At 69.6% G+C, this 3825-nt stretch carries 4 protein-coding genes and 1 pseudogene; all 5 read right to left on the reverse strand.

Features of this window, described 5'->3' with window-relative positions:
- Nucleotides 1-398: 398 nt before the first annotated feature.
- Nucleotides 399-839 (reverse strand): annotated as a pseudogene (locus tag ACWD68_RS41565) (lamin tail domain-containing protein); the annotation flags it as partial.
- Between the two features lie 559 nt (nucleotides 840-1398).
- Nucleotides 1399-1881 (reverse strand): hypothetical protein, encoded by a 483-nt coding sequence (locus ACWD68_RS41570; RefSeq protein ID WP_451811664.1) that lies wholly within the window; start codon nucleotides 1879-1881, stop codon nucleotides 1399-1401.
- 12 nt (nucleotides 1882-1893) lie between these two features.
- The gene (locus tag ACWD68_RS41575) at nucleotides 1894-2265 is read right to left on the reverse strand and encodes an ArsR/SmtB family transcription factor (RefSeq protein ID WP_451811665.1); all 372 of its coding nucleotides are present in this window, start codon (nucleotides 2263-2265) and stop codon (nucleotides 1894-1896) included.
- Nucleotides 2262-2708 carry an SRPBCC domain-containing protein gene (locus ACWD68_RS41580; RefSeq protein WP_451811666.1) on the reverse strand — a complete coding sequence of 149 codons (447 nt, stop codon included), beginning with the start codon at nucleotides 2706-2708 and terminating at the stop codon, nucleotides 2262-2264. Before ACWD68_RS41580 ends, ACWD68_RS41575 begins: the two co-directional genes overlap by 4 nt.
- A gap of 243 nt (nucleotides 2709-2951) precedes the next feature.
- Nucleotides 2952-3485 (reverse strand): putative immunity protein, encoded by a 534-nt coding sequence (locus tag ACWD68_RS41585; RefSeq protein WP_451811667.1) that lies wholly within the window; start codon nucleotides 3483-3485, stop codon nucleotides 2952-2954.
- Between the last annotated feature and the right edge of the window lie 340 nt (nucleotides 3486-3825).

Consider the following 3825-nt stretch of genomic DNA (forward strand, 5'->3'; position numbering starts at 1 on the left):
CCTGAACGGCCTCGCTCGGGCCGCTTCCACCGCGCTCGCGCGCTCTACCGGAACGTTTCGAAGCGCAGGACCGCCTGGCTGCTGATCAAGGACACCTGGCCCTGTCCCTGGCCCTGTCCCTGGCGCGGACCGCGGTTGTCACCCTGCCCGCGGTTGTCGCCGTGACCCCGGTGGTCGCCATGGCCGCGGTTGTCGCCGTCTCCACGGTTGTCACCGTGCCCGCGGTGGTCGCCATGCCCGCGGTGGTCACCGTGGTCGCCGTGACCCCGGTGGTCACCGTGGTCGCCGTGACCCCGGTGGTCACCGTGACCCCGGTGGTCGCCGTGACCCCGGTGGTCGCCGTGACCCCGGTGGTCGTCGCGGCCGTGGTCACGGTCGTGGTGCCGGCCCCAGGAGACGCTGTCGACGAAGCGGCCGCGCTCGGTCTTCAGCGTGGCGGTGTCGGAACGGTTGTCCCAGACCTCGGCACGGCGGTCCTGGTAGACGTCCCGGCTGGTGTCACGGCCGTAGCCGGTGTGGACACGGACGGTGGAACGGCCGGCCAGGTAGTAGTGGTGGAAGGTGTAGCGGTTGCCGTCTTCGTCCGACAGCGTCCAGCCGTTCAGGTTCACCGAGCGGCGGTTCGAGTTGGTGATTTCCACCCACTCCGCGTTCAGGGAACGCCTGGAGCGGTCGTCAAAGCCCGGCGCGTCGCTCTGGACCTCGCTGATGGCGACGTGCGTGCGCTCGTAGCGCGGCTCCGCGGCGGAGGCCGACACCGCGGCCGAGCCGACCAGCGTGCCGGCCGCGATGACCGCGGCCGCCAGACGACGGGCCGTGACAGACGTGGAAACGGACATGAATGCTCCTCAGGTTCGAGAGCAGGCACACCCTGAGCAGCGCCCCTTTTCAGGGAACTGCACGGTGCGACCTTGTGCCAATCCCGGCCCGGTGGCCGAGGACTCATAAGTTCCTCCTCGTCCCGGCCCGATACGAGCGACACTCGACCGCTGTTACCGATTGAGAACATTTCGGTTACAGACGTCTGTATCCGGCCTTTAACAACCGAATGCCGAAGACTGAGCGACTGTCATCCTCAACTCCCGTACTCCTACAGCATTTGGGCCATATACGGGCATCCAGCGCATCGGCGCACCTCGCGCGCCCGTCACCCGAAAGTGAGTAACACGCTTCCGCTCCCGACCGCCCAGAAGCGGGTACGCCACGCCCCCAGGCCACCTGACAACGCCTCAGGGGCAGGAAGGGCATGGGTCCCCAAGGCGAGATCACACAATCCGTGCCGTTTTCACCTCACTTGCACATCCCTGTCAGACAATCGGAACGCGTAAGTGCACCCACGTTCGCGGTCGTACGGTCGGCGACCACGCTCGGGCACGCCCTGGGGTGTCGAGTGGGCCGTCAGGCTCGCCCGGGGACAGTGACGCGAAGGTCCAGGAGCTGCCGGGTGTGCCTGGGCACGTGGTCCTCGGCCAGGCCGTCGATGAGGGCGTCGAGCCGAACCGGCTGGTCCAGCACGAGCGCGTCGCCGGACAGAAGGAGCGAGGGCACCAGAACCGCGGCGGCCTGCTCGCTGAGCCGGTCGGCGAGGTCGCAGAGGACGGTGACCTGGCTCCGGAGATGGGCTGTCAGGTCCGCCCTGCCCGCGTGCTCGGCGATGATCCGGTCGAGATTCCAGGGGTCGAGGGAGATGCGGTTGTCGAAGGTCGGGCGCGAGCCCGAGACGACGCCGAGCGCGACCGCGGCGATCGCGGCGTCGACGCTGAGGAGGTGAGCCAGTATCTGATCGGCGTTCCATCCTCCGTCGTCGGCGTCACCGAGGGCGGGCCTGGCCGCGACCTCGAGCAACTCGTCGTAGGCGGCGCGAAGCCCTGTCGTGTCCATGGGTGCTTCCTCTCAGTCGGGCCGATGTGAGCGCGGCGCCCGTTCCGCCGCCTCGGCGACGCTCTTGATGTTCGCGAGCCGCCGGTCCCAGTCGGCCGCGAGCGCGGCCATCCACCGGGCGGTCGCGTCCAGGGCCGCGGGCCGCAGCGCGTACCGCACTTCACGTCCGACGCGACCACCGGAAACCAGCCCTGCGGCGTCGAGGACGGCGAGGTGCTTGACCACGGCCTGCCGTGAGACAGGGAGTCGTTCGGCGAGGGTCGTCGCGGTGGCCGTGCCCTGTTCCGCCAGCAGATCGAGGAGCTGACGTCGCGTCGGGTCGGCCAGCGCACCGAGGACGCTGTCGACGTCCTCGGCGGCGCCCCCAGCGTGTTCCTCCCTCACGGCGACGGCTGTTCGGCGCGCTTCTTGAGCGCGTCGAGCTCCAGGGGCCAGCCCGCGCTGTGATCCTTCAGGTTCTGGCTGCGCAGCTCCTCGGACCCGGCCAGTGCCGCGAACCCGCTCTCCACCACCCGCAGCCGCGTCCGGTCGCCCTCCTGGGTCAGCGTGAACTCCACGAGGGTGCTGTTCTCCTCGCTCAGCTCCTCTCCGGGGAACGCGCTGGTCCAGCGGTAGGCCAGGTACGTCGGCGGTTGAACCTTCTCCACGCGTACGGGGAAATCGCCGTGCTCGGGGTTCTTCGCCACCATCGACTCACCCTCCTTCGCCACGGTGCCGGGCAGGCTCGCCTTGTCGGCGACCCAGAAGCCGGGCTGGGCCACCAGCGACCAGACCCGTTCCAGGGGCGCTTCGATCAAGGTTTCGCGTTCGATCCGGTCAGCGCTCATGAGAGGACTCCTTCATCGCCACGATCAGATGCAACTCCAGAGTTGCACAACGCCGATCGGGGTGCAACCTGGGAGTTGCACCCCGATCGAGTGGCACCCCACCGGTCGGCGAGTGGTCGCCCTCTGGACGTGGCGTACCGCAGGCGTGGTCGGCCGGGATCGCGGACCGTAGGACAGCCCCAGCCCCACAGCCACGCCCTTTCAGTGGGTGGAGACTCCGCCGGGGCGACTGCCCGACCGCGCTCAGGCGCGGAGTGCGACGTCGAGATCGCGGATGAACTCTCCTACCCGCCCGCCACCGGGAGGGGCTGCGGGCAGCCGGCCGAGTACCGCGGTGACCCCCGGCGGTGCGTGATGGCGCGCCCATTCAAGGGTCCCGCCGGCGACACTCGGGACTCCTTCGGATGCCAGCTCTTCCGCTCGTGCCGCATGCGCCGCCGCACCGAGGATGTGTTTCACCTGATGGGCGCTTGCCTTGGGATGGAGATACGCGGCGGCGGCCGCGTGGCTCGCCGCTCGTGCCGCGTCGGCCGCCGCCGGTGAAGCGGCTTCCTGCGCCGCTTTGTACGCGGCCCACGCGCTCTCCCGCAGAGCCCCCGTGCGCCGGCCGCCCTCTGCGAAGTCGTACGCCGCGTCGATGGCGTCGCGAGGGCGCGTGTCGGCGGGAAGAGTCCGCTCGAAGATCGACAGCGCCCTGCGCGCACCCTCGGCGGCGTATCCCGCGATCTCACGAAGTTCGTGTTCGCTCAGTTCGATCCTGTCCGACTCACCTGTCACGACCCCATCGTGCCGCAGGTCTTGGGACCTGCCTCCCCGGCCGCCCGCCGACCAATGCCGTGGACGGGTGGCCTCGCGGCGCACCGTGATGGCTACGACCGCCCGCAGCACGGACCGGGCCGAGCACAGATCCGCCCCTTGCCGGCCGAGAGAACCGCGGGCACCGATCGTCCGGAGATCGACGCCGCTCTCGTACGTCGCCGCGGACCGGGGACCGGAAATCGCGTGCGCTCTCCCGATGCGCTGCCTAGTGCTGCTCCGCGTTAGTTCGTTGAGGGGCGTTGGGGCATCAGGAAGTTTTGAGCGGGGTGCCGTCGTAGGTCCAGCGGTAGGGCCTGGC

Source organism: Streptomyces sp. NPDC005141 (assembly GCF_053599975.1).

Excerpts from the sequence above, each read along its gene's own strand:
- ACWD68_RS41580 (WP_451811666.1), bottom strand. The coding sequence starts at position 2,708 with ATGAGCGCTGACCGGATCGAACGCGAAACCTTGATCGAAGCGCCCCTG.
- ACWD68_RS41570 (WP_451811664.1), bottom strand. The coding sequence starts at position 1,881 with ATGGACACGACAGGGCTTCGCGCCGCCTACGACGAGTTGCTCGAGGTC.